Below are 16,775 nucleotides of genomic sequence, written 5' to 3' on the forward strand. Positions count from 1 at the left end.
TTAAATGTACAGAAATGCCCCGCTGGCATTTTTAGTGGGAAACGTTCTTAGTTCGTATTGACTTAGACATAAGCTTTTCATACTATATGTCCATATTCACGTGAAGAAATACCTTACTTTCTCTGCTCCACGTCACTCCCGGTCGGTACGGCGCGACCAAGCCTTTTACACGCAACCGGGCAATCCCTTTTTCGAAGTCACGGCATCTGCGTGCTTCTCATAACAGTAATCAGGATGGAGAATTGGATGCGTAACAGGAAGCTGCCGTTTCTTCTGTTCCTTTTGACAGGAATATCCACCGTCCCCATGCCGGGGTACGCTGCGGCAACGGCTGAAACACAGACCAAAGACAAGAAAACCACCCGTAATTCGGGTGAGGCGGAACAGCTTATCGTAACGGGCACCCGTACCACCAACCGCAAGCTTTACCAGAGCATGAGCCCGGTTGATGTGACCTCCAGGCAGCAGATCCTGCGCACGGGCCAGACGAACCTGCGTGATGCGCTGATCGTGACATCGCCGTCGGTCACGACGCCGGCATTCGGCACCGGGGCAGGTGGTCTGACCGATGCCATATCGCTGCGCGGCCTGAACCCGGACGAGACGCTTATCCTGATCAACGGGAAAAGACGTCACCCGACGGCCAATATCTATGCGTCTCCTGGTTCACAGCAGGGATCGACCCCAACCGATCTTGATATGATTCCGATGTCCATGATCGATCATATCGAGATACTGCGTGATGGCGCGGCCGCCCAGTACGGGTCTGACGCTGTTGCCGGTGTGGTCAACATCATCCTGAAATCACAGGATCATGGCATTTCCGCCCAGAGCCTTGTTGGCAATTACGGGAACAATCAGGGCTTTACCGCGGGCGGCATGTTCAATGAGGGATTCAGGATCGGCCATGGCGGTTCCCTGCAGCTCAGCTTTGATTACCGTCACCAGGACCCAACCCATCATGACGGCACGGATACACGCTATAACGCCAAGGTTGACCGGCTGTTCGGCATTCCGGCCAGTGACCGCGAGGCGCTGGGCGTCAACTTCAACCTGCCGCTTACGGAACACGTAACTTTTTACGGTAACGCAACCTATGCCCACAGGGATGCGAAGGCCTGGGCATTTTACCGCACCATGCCAAGCGGCTATCCTGGAATCTATCCCAACGGTTACAGCCCGATCCAGACATCGGACGAAAACGACATGGGTGTGACCGCAGGGTTCAAGGGGGACAACTTCTTTGGTTTCTCGTGGGATGTCAGCAGCACGTACGGGTCTGACTGGTTCCATAGTGGTCTGGATCAGTCGATCAACCTGGATCTGTTGCAGGCCACGGGCACGTCCCCCAACAGTTTCTCGATCGGCAATTACCGTAATGCGCAGTGGGTCAATAACGTCGATTTGCGCCGTTCGATCGCGGCGCCGTTCTTCGCTGCGCCTGTAGCGGTGGCGCTCGGGTTTGAAAACCGTAACGAGCAGTACGAGATGGGAGCGGGTGATGCCGCGTCGCTTTACGGCAATGGTTCACAGGCATTGCCTGGCCTGCCCGACGTCGCATCCGGCGTACATGGGCGCCATATCTATGCAGGCTATGTGGATGTAAACTTCAAGCCGCTCAATGGTTGGGAAGTCGATCTGGCAGGCCGTCTGGAACATTATTCCGACGTGGGCAATGCGATCAGCGGCAAGGTGTCCACCCGTTATGAGATCAATAAATGGGTTGCGATCCGTGGCACGATCAGCAACGGCTTCCGCGCCCCGACACTGGCGGAGGAAAACTTCACCAACCTGAATGTCAGTCCCGAAGCCGCCAGTGGCGTGCTGGCCGTCAATTCGGCAGCGGCGCGGTCACTGGGCGCCAAGGCGCTCAAGCCGGAACGCTCTACCAACCTTAGCGGCGGTATTGTTATCAATCCGCTGAAAAAACTGCATATTGCTGCTGATGTCTATCAGATCAATATCCGTGATCGTATTGTGGAAGGGGGGTACGCCTCTGGGGCGGAAGCGCTGAACGCCATCGACCTGTCCGGTATTCCAGTGCCGACCAGCCTCGATCCCTCGGCCGTTTCGGTCAACTACTTCACTAATGGGGCAAGCACGCGTACGCAGGGGCTGGACATTACCGCGACCTATCTGACCGATTTCAAGAAGTATGGGCGTGTTGACTGGTCACTTGGCCTGAATCTGAACAGGACACGTGTATCGCACATGTCCTATAACAGTAACGGTACCCCCGTACTGAATGCCCAGCAGGTTGCGTTCCTGACAACGACAACGCCGCGCAGCAAGATCATCATGTCCGGACACTGGTCACTGGGTCGATTTGACGCAACGCTGCGTGAAACACGCTGGGGTTCCGTTACCGACGAAATGCAATATACAACGGGTCCGAATGCATGGTCGGTCAATACGTTCTTCCCGTTTGAAGCAAAACCACGGTGGGTGACAGATCTGGAATTCGGTTACGCGGCAACGCGCAACCTGCATCTGGCCATTGGCGGGAACAACATCTTCAATACCCACCCGACCGAAGTGCCGGCACAGGGGCGTGCCTATGGCGTGACCAAGTATGATTATTATGCGTCGCAGCTGGCCTTCAACGGTGGCTTCTATTACTTCCGCGCAGATATGAAGTTCTAAAAACACCATATCCATCAGCAATACAGTCCGTGTCCTGCTGAAGATCCTGCCGCCATGGGGCACAGCCTGCGCCGGACCGGACTTCTGTCCCCCTGCAGTAGCAGATCCTTCGGGACGGTATCATGCGCCTGGTCGGGAAAACCCGGTCAGGCGCAGGTATGTATAATATTAAAAAGGGACAGGTACATGGTCATGCCAACCCGGATTCTTGCCGCCCTCACGTCGTGCTGGCCAGACAGGCCAGTACATGGACTGGCCCGGATCCTGAAAAAACGCAGCACAATACTTCTGTATGGGAGTGCCTGCTGTCTGGCCCTGTCGGTCTGCAATCCCTTCCACTCCGCGCAGGCAGCCGACCAGGAGGATGCGGACGCCAGGGCGACCCGTATAGCATCCAGCCTGCTGAAGCAGATGACCCTTCAGGAAAAGCTGAACCTTATCCGGGGAACGGAAGAACCCGCTGCGCACAATGATGGGGAGGCAGGCTACCTGCCAGGCGTAAAACGGCTGAATGTGCCAGCGTTGCGCATGGCGGACGGACCGCCGGGACTGCTGCTGAGCAAACCGTCGGTCGCTGAAGTCGCGACAATGGGGGTTGCGGCCACATTCGACCCGAAGCTTGCATTTGATAATGGCGTTCTGATTGCGGATGAAGCCAATCGACTGAATATTGACGTCGTCCTGCAGCCTTTCATCAATATAGATCGGGATATCACCTATTCCCGGGCCTATAATACTTTTGGCGAGGACCCGACCCTGACGTCCACGATCGGTGCTGCTGAGATACGCGGCATCCAGTCACGCAATGTCATGGCGGATGCCAAGCATTTCATCGGCTACGATACTGACGGCCAACATGTCTTTATTGACGAACAGCCGCTGCACGAAATCTATCTGGCCCCGTTCGAAGCCGCCATCAACGCCCATGTCGCATCGATCATGTGTGCGTATAATATGATCAATGGACCTTACGCCTGCGCAAACAGGGCGCTTATGGACCATGTGCTGCGTGATGAGCTGGGTTTCAAAGGGTTTGTCGTATCGGACTGGGGCGCGGTGCATGACAATCTGGGCCTGATGGCGGGTCTGGACATGGAAATGCCGGGGCATCTCAATCCAGCCAATCCCTTTGCGGGCATTATTCCCGCTTATTATGACAATACGCCGCCACCCCACCATGTTCCGCCACCCGACTTTGATGCCATGCATCGTATCTTTGAAGGGACCATTCCCGAAGAACCGCAACCCGAGCCGGTAAAGTGGGATGTCCTGTTTCCCGTCAATCACCAGTTCAGAAACCTGTATGATGCCCTGCGCGACGGGGCGGTGACACAGGTCGAAATCGACCGTGCGGCGGGGCGGGTCCTGTTTGAAATGGCACTGTTCGGTCGGTTGCCGGGCACGACGGGTCAGGGGACGGGCGCGCGCCTTACGCCCGGGCAGGTTGACGACATCAATGAACGCACTAGTGCTGCATCTGCCGTCCTGCTCAGGAATGTCCATCATGCGCTGCCGCTCACACCTGATGACCTGACAGATCTGGCGGTTATCGGGCCGGGGGGCTCACAGGTTATTGCGGTTGGCAAACCCAATGAACGTTCACTGGGTGAACTGGATCATCAAATCAGCCCCGTTACCGCGCTGCGCCAGATCGGGGGAGGGAAGGCCCATATCCAGGCCGCCGTTGCGGATGACATGGATGGCCACGTCATCGCCGCGGACCATGTTATCAGCACCATGCCACAGGACATGGGGCATAAGGCAGGGCAGGCGCCTCTTTCCGTCCTGACCGCAGCTACGGGCGCCACCGCGCCCGCAGGCAGCACGATGGACTGGAGCGGTGACCTCCAGACTGATGAAGAAGGGGAATACTGGCTGTGCCTGCATGTACTGGGTGCGCGGGCCGACATTATCGTGGATGGCACGCGCATCGGCGGCACCCATGCCCTGAAAGGCGGCCTGCACGGGGATATTGTCGAACCCAATCAGGATAACCTGCTACCGGGCACGGACGGACTGGACAACGTGCGTGTGCCGGTCAGGCTGACCGCCGGCAGGCATAAGGTTGTGATCCATGCCGTACCTGATGATTCCGGCACCCCCGAAAGGCTGAGGCTGGCATGGGCAACGCCGGCAACACGCCGGGCGGACCGGGATCATGCGGTTGATGTCGCCCGGCATGCACGTAAGGTTATCCTTTTCCTGTGGAGCCGGGGCCAGCCGCCATTCCAGCTGCCGGGTGGGCAGAATGAACTGGCGGAGGCCGTTCTGGCCGTTAATCCCAATACGGTCATCATGCTCAATACAAGCCAGCCCGTGGCGCTGCCCTGGCTTGATAAGGCCGCGGCCGTGATGGAAATGTGGTGGTCAGGCGATCGGGGTGGCGTTGCCGCCGCCAGGGTCCTGACGGGACAGGTCAATCCTGCTGGCCGTCTGCCCGTTACATGGGGCAGACAACTAAGCGATTATCCGGCAACCGACCCGATGCACAAGGAGCGCTCCGGCACGGGACAGGACGGAAAGACCATGTTCTCGGAAGGGGTGAATATTGGCTATCGCGCCTTCCTTAAATCCGGTCGCAAGCCCCTGTTCCCGTTTGGGCATGGCCTGTCCTACAGCCGTTTCGCCTATTCGCGGCTGCATGTTGATGCCAGTAATGCAGGTGGCCTGGACGTCCGGTTCAGGATCAGGAACAGCGGCGGGGCCGCAGGTGATGAAGTGCCTCAGGTCTATATCGACGCCCCAGGGGCGCCTGTGCCCGGTGCCGATCTTGCCGTAAGAAGCCTTGTCGCTTTTGACAGGGTGCATCTTGATGTCGGGGAAAGCCGGGATATTACGCTGCATGTAGCCCCCCGTGCCCTGCAGTACTGGTCCACGCATGACCATGCATGGCGCAAGGTGCCAGGGACACGTCCGGTCCTGGTCGGTGCTTCGTCAGGCGACATCCGGCTGAAGGGCAGGATCTGACCTGACCGCAACCCCGCGTTCCATCGGAACGCGGGGGCCGATAATGGCCACGGCACAGGATACGGACAGAACCAGCAGGAGAGGACTGACGCAGGGACCGACGGAACATACAGTCTGGTTTGCCATTCAAGATCACGCCATACTGGTCACGATTTAGAAGAACATATCAGGCCAAAGCTTATATATCTCTCTCATCAAAACAGAACTGTAGTGCTAGTGTGTAATCTATTCAGCTTTACATCAACTGGATGTGGCTTTTGAATCCCAACAAGGCTGCATCACGCAGGTTGGATTGGGCATTGGGGTGAATATAGTATTCGAACAGTGGGGTGAAGATAACGCCCGGCATGACATGTATCGCGTAATTCGCTTCCATGACGACCGTATCACGCTGCACGCCGGTCGCATGGTTGGGCAGGCTGCTTCTGTTGCCGGTGTCGATCATGTCCTGTTCTGTCATCGTTACGCCATCGGCAATCCGTGTATAGGTCAGGGCAAAGCCCATCGTGTCATACGGACGTGCGCGGAAGTAACCGCGATTGATCAGCGCCGCATATACAAGGTATTTGCGCAGCGACGTGCGCGGGTCGTTATATATCGCGCCAGACAGCGCGGTCAGGCCGGAATCCTTGTCATGGTAATGCAGCAGGCGCTGGTCGAACATGACCCATGTGGACCATGACGCGCCATGCTTTCTCTGCTTGCGGCCCGTCAGTGCGTAGGGCGCGCCGGCTACGTCAAGGTAATTGTCGTTCTGCGGCGTGCTGAACAGCTGTGCGCCGAATTTGTAATGCCCCGGCAGGGTGCCATGGCGGAACACGGGTTCCCACGCGGTTTCGATCGGCGCGGCATAACCGATGATGTTTGCGCCATTGAACTTGAAACCGGTGCGGTGCTGGTACACCTGGTAAATCCCGTCTTCAATCGGGTACAGGCCGGTCTGCACGTAAACCGACCGGGCAGGACGACCACGCACGCGGAACCCCCATGTCCCCGCGGGGTAGCCCGCGTCGTAATTGGTGTCGGTAATGCCCTTGGGCCGTCCGCAGAAACTGCCGTTCTGGAAGTTGCAGAACAGGGGGCTGGCCGCAAAATCCGATATTTCGGCCATGCGCCCGGCGGCAATCGCCAGCCGTCCGCCCAGAAGCGTTTCCTCCCCATAGGCATAGACAAGATGGACCACCACGTTGCCGCCGCCGCCGTAATCTTCGGATGCATGGTTCAGCCAGTCGCCGAACATGCGGTTGGCGGTCGTGCCGTATCGGCCCACGGTTATCATATGGGTGGCGAACCCGTGCCAGCCCACCAGCTTGTCCCAGTCCACGTCCAGCTGCATGGCGTACTGCCCGGCATTGCTGGCCCCCTGCTTGTAATTGCTGAACCCCGGCGTGCTGCCCCGCGTGGGCGGCGTGATCGCACCTGCGAATTCATTGGTATTGTCCACAAGGAAGTTGATGCCGCGACGGCGCAGCCATTTTGACACGGGGTTGGAAGCTACCGCTTCGGGTTGGGAAAACGGCGGCACCCATGTCTTGTGCGAGTCATGCTTTGGCAGCGGGCGCGACACCAGCAGGCTGGGGGCCGATCCGATGTCGCGATCCATGACCTGTGCCCCTGCGGGCATGGCCCCGTACAGCAGGCAGCCCAGCGCAAGGGTGACCGTCTGCAGCGCCGTCTGCGCGATGTTGCGCGCATGCACGGGCATTGCGGTATCTGGAAACAGCATGATCCGTCCCTTCAATGCACGAAAATGGAAGCGATCAGACAGAAGACCAGCCCGCATACAGCAATCAGCGTTTCCAGGACCGACCATGTCTTGATGGTCTGCGGTACGGTCAGGCCCAGATATTCCTTGATCTGCCAGAAACCGGCATCATTCATCGGGCCGAAGGCAACCGATCCCGCCCCGGTCACCAGCACCATAAGTTCGGGTGAAACCCCGGTGCTATGTTCCAGGATGGGGGCGACAATGCCGGACGCCGTCGCCATCGCCACGGTGGATGATCCGCACGCCACACGTACGATGGCCGCCAGAACCCATGCCAGCACCAGCAGCGGCATATGGGCGCCAAGGGCCGCATCGGTAATGGCGCGCGATACCCCGCTGTCAATCAGCACCCGGCCAAAGCCGCCGCCCGCGCCGATCAGCAGCATGATAAGCGCCGTAGGACCAAGGCATTCGTTGGTAAAGCGCAGGATGGTGGTAGCCGAAAATCCCTGCGCCACCCCCAGCACGTAAAAGGACAGCAGCGTTGCCAGCGCAAGTGCTATGTCCGTATTGCCCACGAAATGCAGCACGGTATTGGCCGTACCCTGTACCGTCGTGATCCGGTCGGCCATCGACCCGACCAGCATCAGGACAACTGGCGAAAGGATGGTAAAAACCGTCAGGAAAAAGCTCGGCATATTGGCCGTCGGTTCGTGTTTAACGAACTGTTCCGCCAGCGGGTTTACCCCGGTCAGCGACACGCGGGCAGAGGCAAAGCGGCCAAAGACCGGCCCGGCAATCACTGCGATGGGTGTGCCGATTATGATACCCAGCATGATCGTATGGCCGATATTGGCGTGATACGCGCTAAGGGCCAGCAACGCTGCCGGATGCGGCGGAATAAGCGCATGCGTGACCGACAGCGCTGCTCCCATGGGCAGCGCCACCCGCAGCAGGGGCATATTGGTGCGGTCAGCCAGCACGAATACCAGTGGAATGAGCAGGACGAAGCCCACCTCAAAAAACACCGGCAGGCCAATCAGCAGGCCAATCACCATCATGGCCCAGTCCACCCGTTCGCGCCCCGCGAACCCGGAGATGGTCAGTGCAATACGGTCCGCCCCGCCGGATTCCGCCAGCATCTTGCCCAGCATGGTGCCAAGCGCGATGACGGTGCCAACATGGCCGAGCACATGGCCCGCGCCATTTTCAAAGGACGCAACGACATGATCTGCCGGCATGCCCGCAAAAAGGGCAAGGGCTATGGATACGATGAAAAGAACAATGAAAGGGTTCAGACGGAACCGGGCAATCAGAACAATAACGGCCAGAATTGCCGTTACCGCAAGAGAGATGGCAAATGCCGCGCTCATCCCATCAATACTCCCATGGTTTGACACAATGCCTAACGCCTGCGGTTGACGGGAAGGTCAGGGCATAAAGAAAATGTTATGAAAACATCTTTTGTACTATAATTGTTCTGATGCCTGCGGCAGGATATGAAATAAAAATAAACATCGAAACTGAAGATATACATGCCTTTTACAGCCAGATTTTTTATAAATTGTGCAATGCACAATGTCTGGTACAGGCCAAAAGGATGAGGAACTGCTGAATGGTGTCGTGCTGGCTGGTTTGAGGCTCCCAGGGGCGTTAATCGATAGTGCTGTCTGGCGTTCCTCAATCTACTTTTTAAGTAGGGTGAATATTTCTCCCCTTCAGGCTATCAAGCGGCTGCGCTGATTCATTCGAGGAACAGGACGCATCGCATATTACAGACGATATTGGCCATCCCGATCCTGATGGTGGCCCGCGTGATCCCGACAGATCGCATGGAACAGCCCATCGGGGTGATAAGTTACCCGTCGTGATCGCGTAGCTTTCCATACAGGGCAACGGGCCTGCGGCACGATTGTCCAGCCGCACGCGCAGACGTGTAAGGGTATTGGCGCGCGGTCCTGCTATGATCAGAGTCCTGATAACACAGACGGACATTCTCATGCGGGATGATACCCTTTTTTCACTTGCCGGAAGGCGGGCGCTTGTGACCGGAGCCTCCCGTGGCATTGGCCTGACCCTCGCGCGTGGCCTTGGTCGGTATGGGGCAGAAATTGTGCTGAATGGCCGCCACCCCGAACCACTGGAGGCCGCCCGCGCCATGCTGGAACGCGAAGGGGTGGATGCCGCGATCGCACCCTTTGACGTGACTGATCAGGATGCCGTCATTGCAGGGGTTGAAAAGATAGAGAGCGAATACGGGCCAATTGACATCCTGATCAACAATGCGGGTATCCAGCGCCGTGCGCCGCTGGACCAGTTCAGCCGGGCAGACTGGGATGCCCTGATCGCGACGAACCTTAACGCGGTTTTCTTTGTGGGGCAGGCCGTAGCAAAGCATATGTTGCCGCGTGGGCGAGGGAAGATCGTCAATATCTGTTCGGTACAGAGCGAACTGGCACGCCCAGGAATCGCGCCCTATACCGCCACCAAGGGGGCGGTCAAAAACCTGACCAGAGGGATGGCAACGGACTGGGCCCGTCACGGCCTGCAGGTCAACGGGCTTGCGCCGGGTTATTTTAAAACGGAAATGAATGAAAAGCTCGTGGCGGATCAGGCATTCACACAGTGGCTGTGCCAGCGCACGCCTGCCGGTCGGTGGGGGAATGTGGAGGAACTTGTCGGGGCGGCTGTCTTTCTGTCTTCCGATGCTTCAAGCTTTGTCAACGGGCATGTGCTCATGGTTGACGGGGGCATAACCGTTTCCGTGTAAATGGAAGCCGGACTTCTTGCCCATTCCTGTCGATAAGGTCGGACAGAAATGGGCAGCGTTCCTTCAACTGCTCAGGGACAGCAGGATCTTGGCTGCCTGCCTGCGGTCTGGCGCCAGGGCGAAGGCTGCGGCAAATTCACTCAGGGGAAACTGCTGGGTGACCAGAATATCAGCAATTTCGGGCCGTTCGGCCAGTAGGGCAAGGGCTGCATCGAATTCCGTGTCAAAACGGAAGGTGCCCCTGAAATCGAGTTCACGGTTGATGATCTGGGCAATCGGCACGGGTATGTCCCCTGGCGGGAACATGCCAACCTGTACCATCATGCCACCCCGCCGTGTGCGGGCTATGGCTGCAGGCAGGGCGGCTGGCACGCCTGTGGCCTCAAACAGGATATCGAATTCTTCCTCCACTGCGGCATGGCGGGTGTTGTAGCACCTGCTTGCGCCCAGCCGGGTTGCGCGCTGGAGTGGAAAATCTTCCAGGTCGGTTGCAACAATCCGTTTTGCCCCGTGATGCACCAGCCCCGCTACGATTAACAGCCCGATTGGTCCTGCACCCTGCACCATCACGCTACGACCGTGTACATCGCCCGCGCGCGCAATGGCATGCAGGGCCACGGATAAAGGTTCGGCAAGACAGGCGTGGCGGAGAGTCAGGCCGGGGGGAAGGGAATGGAGCTGTGCCGCCTTGACTGTCATCGCCCGGCGAAAGCCGCCATCGGTATGGGGATCACGTGCGGCACTTCCCAGAAAATGCATGTTGCGACACAGGTTGCGCTGTTCGCGCATACATTCGGGGCAGTGGCCACAGGGCCGCGCCGGGTGAATGGCCACGGCCTCGCCTACGGAAAAGCCTTTCACATCGCGGCCCAGCGCGTCAATGGTGCCCGAGACTTCATGCCCCAGAACCATGGGGGCGTGCAGTACGGATGCACCGACACCCCCATGAGAAAAATAATGCAGGTCCGAACCACATATGCCGCCCCAGGCCATATTTACCCGCACTTCATCAGGGCCGGGTTGGGGCAGGGGCGCTGGGTCCAGCCTCAGGTCATGCGGTGCATGGATAACAAGTGCTTCGGTCAGGCAGGAACCAATATTTTCATGACTCGCTTCAGTATACACGTTCAGAATGCTCCCCGCCTGTAACAGGGCCGCCGCTTCGTAGGGAGGGCAGGCCATTTTTCTGTTTTTTTGAGACGACATGACAGCGTTGGATAGTGCATGGCAAAAAAGATAAGGCCGCGCTCGCTCTAACGAGACAGCAGACGGTCTGGTTTCCAGCATGACAAGGACAATGTCAGTCATCGTTTCAATCGCCGGTGGAGGATGTGCGGACAACTCCTCAGGCCGCTGGTGGACGGATCAGTTACATGGCGGCATGGGAGAGGCACGACCTGAGGTTGAGATCGGCTTGCCTGTGTTATGCCATGATGGTCCAGAAGATGGTGGGAAAGCTGTTCCTGCGGGTTTCCATTAATCCAGTCGTATCATCTCGAACTGCTGTTTTGTCGCACGGTCGGCCTCATCAAAATAGTCACGCAGAAACTGCATCCGATCGAAAGCGTTGTTCTGTCTGGCACGAGATGGCGCAGTCGCGCTGACTGGTGGCGCTGCGATATGTTCCTGCCATAGCAGACAGGCGCGATAGAGCCGGACAAACCGTGCGCGTAGATCCAGTGCTGTGCGCATGGTAGCCTGAATATTGTCCAGCCTGAAGCGTCTGTATCGATTACGGGACCGGTCAGTATTTCATGAATGTCTGTACGCTACTATTTTACTGGATTTATTTATCCCGTTTCTGTCAGGGTGGGACGGCCTTGAACGTCAACTGGCTGAGAAACGATTACTTGCCTCTCTGTTTTCTGTTCAGAAAGACGAAAGCTGACCATTTTCTCATGATGATATTCGGTAGGATGCGCAATGTATGATACTGGGCAGAAGACGGTATCACTCTCACGTAGATTTGGTGAAGCAGGACGACCGTGTGTGCTGATTGTTATGGGCGTGTCAGGTTGTGGCAAAAGTACACTTGCCCAACTGATGGCTGAACGGATGGCCTGGCCCCTTATCGAAGGGGACGACCTGCATCCACCCGCCAATATTGCCCGAATGAGCAACGGTATTCCGTTGACCGATACGGATCGTACGCCATGGCTTGATCTTATTGCTGGCCGGATACAGTCATGGCGGGATGCAGGCCAGTGTGGCATTGTGACGTGTTCATCACTCAAGCGTAGTTACCGTAGACAGATTGGCAGCGACAGCGCGGATGTCTGTTTTGTCTATCTCAAGGGCAGCAGGGAGGACATCATGCCCCGCCTGTACCAGCGCACCGGCCATTTCATGCCGGTTGCCATGCTGGACAGCCAGTTCGCCACGCTGGAGGAACCCGACATGCATGAGGAAGTGGTCATGGTTCTTGATGTCAACGCCCCGCAGGAACATCTGGCTGAACGGGCCTGTGCACATCTGACTCAGTTTTCTCTGTAAAAAACACGGTGTGCCATGACCAGTATTCCCTCAATATCTGATACCGAAATTCCTGAAGCCCTGGCGTGGCCTGTCTGCCCTTTTTGGTGACTGGAAGAATGTTCACAGACGACTGGGCCGCTGGTGCGCAAGTGGCGTGATCGAACGGATTTTCCGGCATCTGCCCGCCGATCGCGATAATGCATACATGCTGACTGACAGCATGATTGTCCGTGCACATCAGCACAGCGCAGTTGCCCGTAAAAAGTGGGCGTAGATCAGGCCATCGGACGATCCCGGAACCTTCATCGCCGACAAGGTTTATGATGCCGTTCCGCTCATTGAAAAGCTTGAATAGCGGCAGATCACACCGTTATCGCGTCAAAGGAAAAACCGACGCAATTCCCGGAAAATTATGCTCTTGCTTTATAAAAAACAAAACATCATTGAACGCTTCTTCGCCAGACTGAAGCAGTTCAGAGGCATTGCAACACGCTATGATAAGCTGCAATCAATCTTCATCGCAGCAGTGCAACTTGTCCCCGCTATCATTGGAATCAACTGACGACATGCCCTAACTTTTCAAGGGGGGCAGATCGGAACAAAACAGCCAGATTATGTTTGACGCTATCAAACAGGCTTTCGTATTCAATTTTATATGATCAGGGATGCAGACACAACAGACCTTCGGACCAGGTCTGGCTAGCCCACATTATGTCTGGAATGCATGAGCAGGTTATACGGGGAAATCATCCTCTGCTTAAAAACAGGGGATATCCGCCAAATATTCTGTGATTGATTATTAATATTTTTCGATTGTCTATATTCATCTATAACTATACAAAACCTTCCAATGCTACGATTATAAACGCCGCTTATGATCTTATGTATAATCTCTCTTGGACGTCATACGTCTGATTGATCTACTATCATTTCCAAGACACCGAAGCATGTATCCGTCTTTCAGGCCGGTCCATTGCTTGCGGGGCCACTATGCCGAGAAGTTCTTTATAATTTTTATTCCTCTCGCCATAAGTTTTGGAAGTATCGATGCAGTACGCACATGACCCGGCGCTTCTTCTGGCGCGCTTTCAGTTCGCCTTTACCGTAGGCGTCCATATCATCTTTCCAGCCTTTTCAATCGGGCTGGCGGCCTATCTGGCGGTGCTGGAAGGGCTGTGGCTCAGGACCGGACGCCCCGTATTCCTTGATCTTTACCGATACTGGATCAAGGTGTTCTCCATTGTCTTTGGCATGGGCGTCGTCTCGGGACTGGTCATGTCGTATGAATTCGGCACCAACTGGTCGATCTTTTCCAAAAAGGCCGGGCCGATTACGGGCGTGCTTCTGTCCTATGAAGTCATGACCGCCTTCTTTCTGGAGGCAGGATTCCTTGGCGTCATGCTGTTTGGCATGAACAAGGTGGGGCGCAAACTGCATTTTGCCGCCACGTGCTGCGTATCGGTCGGCACCCTGATTTCCATGACGTGGATCCTGTCATCCAATTCATGGATGCAGACCCCGCGCGGTTACACCATCGACCCGGCTACCGGGCGGTTCATGCCCGCCGACTGGCTGGCCATCATCTTCAATCCGTCCTTTCCGTTCCGTCTGGTGCATATGGGGCTGGCGGCGTTCCTGTCCGTCGCCTTCATCGTGGGGGCGACGGGGGCATGGCACATGCTGAAGGCCCGCAAAGCAGGAAAGATCTCCAGCGAGCCGGTGCGGGTCATGTTCTCCATGGCCATGTGGATGGCTGCAATTGTCGCCCCTCTGCAGATCCTGGCGGGCGATGCGCATGGCCTGAACACGCTCAAATATCAGCCGGTGAAGATTGCGGCGATGGAAGGGGACTGGGTATCGGAAGATCATGCGCCCGAACTGCTGTTCGGCATTCCCAACATGAAGACCGAACATACGGATTATGCCATCAGACTGCCACTGGCCGGGTCGCTGATCCTGACACACAGCCTGAATGGCAAGGTGCCCGGCATGAAGGATTTTCCCCGTGACCAGCGGCCGCCTTCACCGGTCATCTTCTTCTCTTTCCGCATCATGGTCGCCCTGGGCATGCTGATGATGCTGGTCGGATTATGGTCGCTGTGGCTGCGGCGGAACAGCACGCTGTTCACCAACCCGGTTTTCCACCGTGTCGCGCTATGCATGGCGCCCGCAGGATTCCTCGCGCTGCTGTGTGGCTGGGTTACGACGGAAGTAGGGCGCCAGCCATGGACGGTCTACGGCCTGCTGCGCACGTCTGACAGCGTATCACCGGTTGCCCTGTCCTCCATGGCGTTTTCGATGACAGCGTTCGTGGTGGTCTACGTGCTCGTGTTCGGATCAGGTCTGGGCATTCTGGTCCGCATGCTGAGGCGGGCGCCGCAGGAAGGCGAGCATGATACCCCGCCCGGGCACGCTACCGAGATTCTGGCAGCCCGCATGCATCCGGGTGTGATTGATCCTTCTACTGGCAAAGGAGCCTGAGGCATGATGGACTTCGCATACTGGCTCCCCATCGTGTGGGCCGTCATACTGGTCGCCGCCATTTCGATCTATGTCGTCCTTGACGGCTTTGACCTTGGCATCGGGATGCTCTTCGCGCTCGAACGCCATCCAGACCGCCGGGATGTGATGGTCAACACCATCGCCCCCGTCTGGGATGGGAACGAGACGTGGATGGTGCTGGGTGGGGCGGTGCTTTACGGGGTTTTCCCCGGTGCCTATGCCACCCTGCTGCCAGCTTTCTACCTGCCGATCGTATTGATGCTGCTTGCGCTGATCTTCCGCGGCGTGGCGTTTGAGTTCCGTGTCATGACGCGCGGCACGGGACGGGAAGGCATGTGGAATGCCGGGTTCATGGCAGGCTCCGCTATCGCCGCCTTCTGTCAGGGCGCGATCCTCGGTGGCGTGGTGCAGGGGATCAAAGTTGTTGATGGCGCCTTTGCCGGTGGCCCGCTCGACTGGCTGACGCCGTTCAGCATCCTGTGTGGCCTGTCCGTCATGTGCGGTTACGCCCTGCTGGGGGCAACGTGGCTGATCTGGCGCACAACCGGCGTGCTGGAGGAATCCTGCCGCCGCTGGGCCGCCCGGCTGGCTGTGGGCCTGTTCATCGGCATTGTGGCGGTCAGCCTGTGGACGCCGCTGCTGCATGCACCGTACCTGCGCCGCTGGACTGACTGGCCGAATATTGCGTTTGTTGCTCCCGTGCCGGTTCTGGTTGTCGTACTGGGTGCCCTGTTTGTCATGGGGCTGCGCAGGGGGCACTCCAGGGGGCCGTTCCTGTGCGCCTTGGGGTGGTTCTTCCTGTGCCTGTCCGGGCTGGGGATTACGGTATGGCCTTATGCCGTGCCGCCGGGCCTGACGCTGTGGGATGTGTCGTCCCCGCCATCCAGCCAGTTCTTCCAGTTAATCGGCACCGCCATCCTGCTGCCGATCATCCTGACCTACACGATCTATTCCTACCACGTCTTTCGCGGAAAGGTGACGGAAACCGATGGGTATCACTGAAATTGTCCGCGGGAACGGAGATGATGCACCACCGCGCACCGGTGTACGGATCGCATGGTTTGTTGCGATCTGGTCGCTGAGCACCACGGTGTTTTTCGGGGCAGCGTCCCTGCTTCACCTGATCGTTCCCAGGTAAACCGGGCGGCATGGCCGCCCGACATTCCCCTCTCTCCAATAAGGGATCTGGTCCAATGCTTTTTGACTTTGAACGTGATTTTGCAGGGTCTCTGCGGTGCATTCCGATGATCGCCCGCCAGAAGCTTGACATCGTCGGCATCAAACTGAGCCTGCGCCAGTGGAGCCGGTTTACACGCGAAGAAAGGGGCCAGCTGGCCGACCTGCCGTGCGAAATCGTGTCCGAACAGGCCACCTATCGCGCACTGGTGGCCCACCTGATCGCAACCCGCAGTGACGAGCCGTTGCGCCAGCTTGCAACCCGTGGGCTGGAGGCCTGGCGTGACGCGGGCAGGATGCCGGATGCGGTAAAGACCCAGGCGCTGGCTGATGGCATAGCGCCGCCTACGGCCGCGCAATGGGCAACCCTGCTGCCGCTCCAGCGATTTGCCCTGGTGAAGCTTGCCCGCTCGAAGCATGAAAACGAAAACTTCGTGCCGGCAATGCGGGAGTTCGGCCTGCTGCATGATGCGGGTGCTTTCTCCAGTCCGACAGCCGTATCGCGTGCCCACACACGCCTGCCCAACTGAATAC

At 57.5% G+C, this 16,775-nt stretch carries 12 protein-coding genes; 8 read left to right on the forward strand and 4 right to left on the reverse strand.

The window, feature by feature from the left end; genetic code table 11:
* Positions 1–306: 306 nt before the first annotated feature.
* Together MSKU9_RS00530 and MSKU9_RS00535 are read left to right on the forward strand one after the other, a co-directional pair.
* Entirely contained in the window at positions 307–2,643 is a 2,337-nt protein-coding gene (locus MSKU9_RS00530; RefSeq protein WP_162515698.1) for a TonB-dependent receptor plug domain-containing protein, read from the forward strand.
* Positions 2,644–2,835: 192 nt separating this feature from the next.
* The gene (locus tag MSKU9_RS00535; protein WP_162515699.1) at positions 2,836–5,610 is read left to right on the forward strand and encodes a beta-glucosidase; all 2,775 of its coding nucleotides are present in this window, start codon (positions 2,836–2,838) and stop codon (positions 5,608–5,610) included.
* Positions 5,611–5,845: 235 nt separating this feature from the next.
* Here MSKU9_RS00535 and MSKU9_RS00540 read toward each other — a convergent pair whose 3' ends face one another.
* Both MSKU9_RS00540 and MSKU9_RS00545 read right to left on the reverse strand, forming a co-directional pair.
* Entirely contained in the window at positions 5,846–7,336 is a 1,491-nt protein-coding gene (locus MSKU9_RS00540; RefSeq protein ID WP_141259422.1) for a carbohydrate porin, read from the reverse strand.
* 11 nt (positions 7,337–7,347) lie between these two features.
* A complete protein-coding gene (locus MSKU9_RS00545) occupies positions 7,348–8,691 on the reverse strand; it encodes a GntT/GntP/DsdX family permease (RefSeq protein WP_141259423.1) in 1,344 nt (447 codons plus the stop codon).
* 590 nt (positions 8,692–9,281) lie between these two features.
* On the opposite strand from MSKU9_RS00545, the gene MSKU9_RS00555 reads away from it, so the two are divergent.
* Positions 9,282–10,088, forward strand: a complete 807-nt coding sequence (locus MSKU9_RS00555; RefSeq protein WP_141259424.1) for an SDR family oxidoreductase — start codon at positions 9,282–9,284, stop codon at positions 10,086–10,088.
* Between the two features lie 63 nt (positions 10,089–10,151).
* Here MSKU9_RS00555 and MSKU9_RS00560 read toward each other — a convergent pair whose 3' ends face one another.
* Together MSKU9_RS00560 and MSKU9_RS00565 are read right to left on the reverse strand one after the other, a co-directional pair.
* Positions 10,152–11,270: an L-idonate 5-dehydrogenase gene (locus MSKU9_RS00560; protein WP_141259425.1), complete on the reverse strand. Its 1,119-nt coding sequence runs from the start codon at positions 11,268–11,270 to the stop codon at positions 10,152–10,154.
* Between the two features lie 294 nt (positions 11,271–11,564).
* Positions 11,565–11,780: a hypothetical protein gene (locus MSKU9_RS00565; protein WP_141259426.1), complete on the reverse strand. Its 216-nt coding sequence runs from the start codon at positions 11,778–11,780 to the stop codon at positions 11,565–11,567.
* Positions 11,781–12,011: 231 nt separating this feature from the next.
* Between MSKU9_RS00565 and MSKU9_RS00570 the strand changes: the two genes are divergently transcribed.
* From MSKU9_RS00570 to MSKU9_RS00600, 5 genes are all read left to right on the forward strand, one after another.
* Positions 12,012–12,581: a gluconokinase gene (locus MSKU9_RS00570; RefSeq protein ID WP_162853788.1), complete on the forward strand. Its 570-nt coding sequence runs from the start codon at positions 12,012–12,014 to the stop codon at positions 12,579–12,581.
* A gap of 343 nt (positions 12,582–12,924) precedes the next feature.
* Positions 12,925–13,125 carry a transposase gene (locus MSKU9_RS00580; RefSeq protein ID WP_141259444.1) on the forward strand — a complete coding sequence of 67 codons (201 nt, stop codon included), beginning with the start codon at positions 12,925–12,927 and terminating at the stop codon, positions 13,123–13,125.
* Positions 13,126–13,610: 485 nt separating this feature from the next.
* The gene (locus tag MSKU9_RS00585; RefSeq protein WP_141259427.1) at positions 13,611–15,044 is read left to right on the forward strand and encodes a cytochrome ubiquinol oxidase subunit I; all 1,434 of its coding nucleotides are present in this window, start codon (positions 13,611–13,613) and stop codon (positions 15,042–15,044) included.
* 3 nt (positions 15,045–15,047) lie between these two features.
* Positions 15,048–16,067 carry a cytochrome d ubiquinol oxidase subunit II gene (gene cydB, locus MSKU9_RS00590; protein WP_141259428.1) on the forward strand — a complete coding sequence of 340 codons (1,020 nt, stop codon included), beginning with the start codon at positions 15,048–15,050 and terminating at the stop codon, positions 16,065–16,067.
* Positions 16,068–16,258: 191 nt separating this feature from the next.
* Positions 16,259–16,771, forward strand: coding sequence for a nitrate reductase associated protein (locus MSKU9_RS00600; RefSeq protein ID WP_141259430.1), 513 nt, complete (start codon positions 16,259–16,261; stop codon positions 16,769–16,771).
* Positions 16,772–16,775 lie beyond the last annotated feature (4 nt).

The sequence above is a fragment of the Komagataeibacter diospyri genome (assembly GCF_006538165.1).
Taxonomy (GTDB): Bacteria; Pseudomonadota; Alphaproteobacteria; order Acetobacterales; family Acetobacteraceae; genus Komagataeibacter; species Komagataeibacter diospyri.

Excerpts from the sequence above, each read along its gene's own strand:
- MSKU9_RS00530 (WP_162515698.1), top strand. The coding sequence starts at position 307 with ATGCCGGGGTACGCTGCGGCAACGGCTGAAACACAGACCAAAGACAAG.
- MSKU9_RS00535 (WP_162515699.1), top strand. The coding sequence starts at position 2,836 with ATGCCAACCCGGATTCTTGCCGCCCTCACGTCGTGCTGGCCAGACAGG.
- MSKU9_RS00540 (WP_141259422.1), bottom strand. The coding sequence starts at position 7,336 with ATGCTGTTTCCAGATACCGCAATGCCCGTGCATGCGCGCAACATCGCG.
- MSKU9_RS00545 (WP_141259423.1), bottom strand. The coding sequence starts at position 8,691 with ATGAGCGCGGCATTTGCCATCTCTCTTGCGGTAACGGCAATTCTGGCC.
- MSKU9_RS00555 (WP_141259424.1), top strand. The coding sequence starts at position 9,282 with ATGATCAGAGTCCTGATAACACAGACGGACATTCTCATGCGGGATGAT.
- MSKU9_RS00560 (WP_141259425.1), bottom strand. The coding sequence starts at position 11,270 with ATGGCCTGCCCTCCCTACGAAGCGGCGGCCCTGTTACAGGCGGGGAGC.
- MSKU9_RS00565 (WP_141259426.1), bottom strand. The coding sequence starts at position 11,780 with ATGCGCACAGCACTGGATCTACGCGCACGGTTTGTCCGGCTCTATCGC.
- MSKU9_RS00570 (WP_162853788.1), top strand. The coding sequence starts at position 12,012 with ATGTATGATACTGGGCAGAAGACGGTATCACTCTCACGTAGATTTGGT.
- MSKU9_RS00585 (WP_141259427.1), top strand. The coding sequence starts at position 13,611 with ATGCAGTACGCACATGACCCGGCGCTTCTTCTGGCGCGCTTTCAGTTC.
- cydB (WP_141259428.1), top strand. The coding sequence starts at position 15,048 with ATGATGGACTTCGCATACTGGCTCCCCATCGTGTGGGCCGTCATACTG.
- MSKU9_RS00600 (WP_141259430.1), top strand. The coding sequence starts at position 16,259 with ATGCTTTTTGACTTTGAACGTGATTTTGCAGGGTCTCTGCGGTGCATT.